Genomic DNA, 3,260 nt, shown 5'->3' with positions numbered 1-3,260 from the left:
CAGGGAAATTCAGATTGTTTCAATCTAATGTGACCGCTGAAGGGGTGACAACGAGTTGCTTGTCATACTAAATCCAGTTATTAAAAACTGATTATGTATTCCCCCTTTTGCATGAGTGCATGAGTAGAAAACGGGTTTCTCGGAGAAACCCGTTTTCTGTGCGTTACTCAGTCTCAACTTAGTGGCTCTTCGGTTTGTGTTATGCAATGGACGAGGATTACAAGGGATGGAACCCTTATTTAGAAAGGCATTTGGCGATTTTTGTCAATTGTTTTTGCTCTAGAGCGAACTAATCAATTAAGTCTCTTGCCAGATAAGGATTTAGTCGATTTATGCCCCCCTATTGAACCATACCAAGTAACGAAGAACCCTAACTCTTTTGGTTAGAAAAAGATAAACTTGAGAATCTTCAGTCAAATTTATTGACTCAAAATCAGCTGTACTTAATTTAAATGAATCAACCCTAGGGGTTTGGGGGGTAGAACCCCCCAAAGACGTGGATTGAGTGATAAAATCGGAAGTAATTACCAATTTTAGAAGACAGTTTACATTTAAAAATCCCAACTCAACAGATTTACAAAAATGAGATGCACCGAGGGTTGAACAGGTTGCAACCCCGATAATTAATTACAGAACCCGGAAAATAAAAGGATAACGGAAAACCTTATAAGCATCGTTCCAGACTTGCAGGATAGCAAGAATGGGGAGAACAATATTCACCACAGCAAGAATCGGTAAGAGCAAATAACCGATTAAAACCCAAACTAGAATCCCGGCAATTAGGTAGTATAACCACATATTCAGGTGAAAGTTTAAAGCTTCTTTGGCGTTTTCCTTCACCGTTTCATCATCAGAAATGAAATAAATAGCTAAGGGAATCCCCACCGATACCAGCGTAGCACTCAAAAAGATCGAAGCATGACAAGCCACGGATAGGAGTCTTTTTTTGGTTAAATCTTCACTCATGACCATCGGGTTTATCCCCCTAAAATTGGCGGAGAAAGCGGATATCGCTATTATAACAACGGCGAATATCGTCTATCTCATGTAATACCATAGCAAATCTTTCCACGCCAAAACCAGCAGCAAAACCCGTATAGATTTGGGGGTCATAACCGACTGCTTTTAAGACATTGGGATCCACCATACCACAGCCCATCACCTCCAACCATTTGCCTTTCCACTGCACATCTACCTCGGCCGAGGGTTCGGTAAAAGGGAAGTAGGAAGCGCGGAATTTAACCGGTAAATCGGCCCCAAACATTTGCTTAAGAAATTCTTTAATTGTTCCTTTCAAATCCGTAAAGGTTAATCCCCGGTCCACCGCTAATAATTCCACTTGATGGAAAACCGCGGAATGGGTTGCATCCACGGTATCGCGACGATAAACCCGGCCCGGGGCCACAATCCGAATCGGGGGTTCGTGACTTTCCATGTAGCGAATCTGCACCGGGGAGGTATGGGTCCGCAATAAACGACCATCCCTCAAGAAAAAAGTATCCTGCATATCCCGGGCCGGATGGTCAGCAGGGATATTTAAAGCCTCAAAATTATAATAATCGGTTTCTACCTGCGGCCCGGTGGCGATGCTGTAACCCAGACCGACGAAAATATCGATCATGCGATCAACTGTGCTATTTAAGGGGTGAATTCGCCCTAAAGGACGGCTAAGAGCAGGTAGGGTGACATCGAGGGTTTCCGCCGCTAATTTCGCCTTAATTTGGGCATTCTGGAGACTTTCTCGCCGGGATTCCAGCAGCGATTGTACTAATTCTTTGACCTCATTAGCGATCGCACCGAGGCGCGGTCTCTCTTCGGGGCTTAATTTGCCCATTTCCCGTAAAATCTGCGATAATTCTCCTTTCTTACCCAGATAATTCACCCTTAGCTGTTCTAAGTCTTCTAGGGTTGTTGTTTGTTCGATGGAATTTTCCGCTTTCGCTGCCAGGGTTTTTAGGGCAGTTTCGATCGGATGGGGGGATAAACTCATAATTAGGGCATTTTATAGGGCAGCATTCTAGTCTAGTTTATCCGCTCCCGTGGCGAGACAGGCAGCATCGATAAAAGCTAATAGCTATGTGCTAGGATGGAAATTGAGAATAAAAGTCGGCACTGCGGCTCGTTGTCAGTATTAATGGTCAAAGCGTTTCTGTTTAGTATTGGTTCAGCTAGTTCCCGAAATCTTGGTTCTCTACAAATCTGTTGTTTTTATCTGTGCAAGGATAGGTTTTATGTCAATTTATGTTGGTAATCTCCCCTTCGAGGTTGACCAAGAAGACGTGGTTGAGGTTTTTAAGGAATATGGTGAAATCAAGCGCGTTCACCTCCCCATGGATCGGGAAACGAAAAGAAAACGCGGGTTCGCTTTCGTGGAAATGGAAACCCCAGAGCAAGAAGCGAAGGCTATTGCCGCTCTTGACGGCGCTCAATGGATGGGACGAGAATTAAAAGTCAATCAAGCTCGTGAAAAAGAACCCAGATCTTCCTTCGGTGCTGGCGGCGATCGCAATCGGGAGCGTCGCTACTAATCCCCGACCGTAACCATTCTAGGTGATCGGAAATTTGGGTTGAAAACCCCGTCCTTTTAGGACGGCTTTGTGCGAGAATAGCTCCAGGTTGCCAACCGTGAGAACGTGAGGAAGCAGGTTAAACTTCCTACTCCGTGATCTCAAAATTTCTAACAGTCAATGGTGTTCAATTAAGTCCAAACTGTAAGAACGCAAAACAATTAAATACTGTGGGACACACAGAAATTTACGCTTGGGGAGTAGTCCATAAGAGTGCTTGCCTTATCGGTGTAGTCGGACTAGACATGAAACCGTAAGACCAAAATTAGCGTTGCTAGTGGAGGCAGGATTCAGCCCAAGAATCTCCGCACTTTTAGGGCGGAGAGTGTCAATGTCAATAGGGGGAGCGATCGCTCGTTTCCCCGCTTGTCTATCTAATATCCCAAGGAGATTCTTGTGGCTAAACGTCGTAATTTGAAAAAAGAAAAAGCTGAACGCAACCGCGCCTACGCGCGTCAATTCCGGGCTGCCTCTAATCGTACCACCACCAGAGGAGGTAGAGGCGGTTATTCCAGCGATCAAAGACAATCTTCGGAAAATGAAGGGGCAGCCGATACCTAATCTGCTGACTTAGTTAGGGTCTGCGGCAAAAAGTTTTTCGTGGGGACACGGTGTAGGGTGTGGGGTGTGGGGTGTAGGGGTTTAACGATTCTCATATTGTCAAATAACTAATTTTCAGAGAAAAAGTACCAG

4 protein-coding genes are annotated in these 3,260 nt (G+C 44.8%); 2 read left to right on the top strand and 2 right to left on the bottom strand.

Annotation, left to right across the window (positions count from 1 at the left end; genetic code table 11):
- Positions 1 to 627: 627 nt before the first annotated feature.
- Both O9290_RS20260 and pheS read right to left on the bottom strand, forming a co-directional pair.
- The gene (locus O9290_RS20260; RefSeq protein WP_002762429.1) at positions 628 to 972 is read right to left on the bottom strand and encodes a DUF4870 domain-containing protein; all 345 of its coding nucleotides are present in this window, start codon (positions 970 to 972) and stop codon (positions 628 to 630) included.
- 13 nt (positions 973 to 985) lie between these two features.
- Positions 986 to 1,990, bottom strand: coding sequence for a phenylalanine--tRNA ligase subunit alpha (gene pheS / locus O9290_RS20255; protein WP_288056043.1), 1,005 nt, complete (start codon positions 1,988 to 1,990; stop codon positions 986 to 988).
- A gap of 241 nt (positions 1,991 to 2,231) precedes the next feature.
- On the opposite strand from pheS, the gene rbp reads away from it, so the two are divergent.
- A complete protein-coding gene (gene rbp, locus O9290_RS20250) occupies positions 2,232 to 2,528 on the top strand; it encodes an RNA-binding regulator (RefSeq protein WP_002762425.1) in 297 nt (98 codons plus the stop codon).
- A 435-nt stretch (positions 2,529 to 2,963) separates the two neighbouring features.
- Positions 2,964 to 3,128: an Asl3888 family RNA-binding protein gene (locus O9290_RS20245; RefSeq protein WP_002733784.1), complete on the top strand. Its 165-nt coding sequence runs from the start codon at positions 2,964 to 2,966 to the stop codon at positions 3,126 to 3,128.
- Positions 3,129 to 3,260 lie beyond the last annotated feature (132 nt).

It is taken from the genome of Microcystis sp. LE19-41.2A, from assembly GCF_027530405.1.
Taxonomy (GTDB): domain Bacteria; phylum Cyanobacteriota; class Cyanobacteriia; order Cyanobacteriales; family Microcystaceae; genus Microcystis; species Microcystis aeruginosa.
This window is presented reverse-complemented; position numbering and strand designations above follow the sequence as displayed.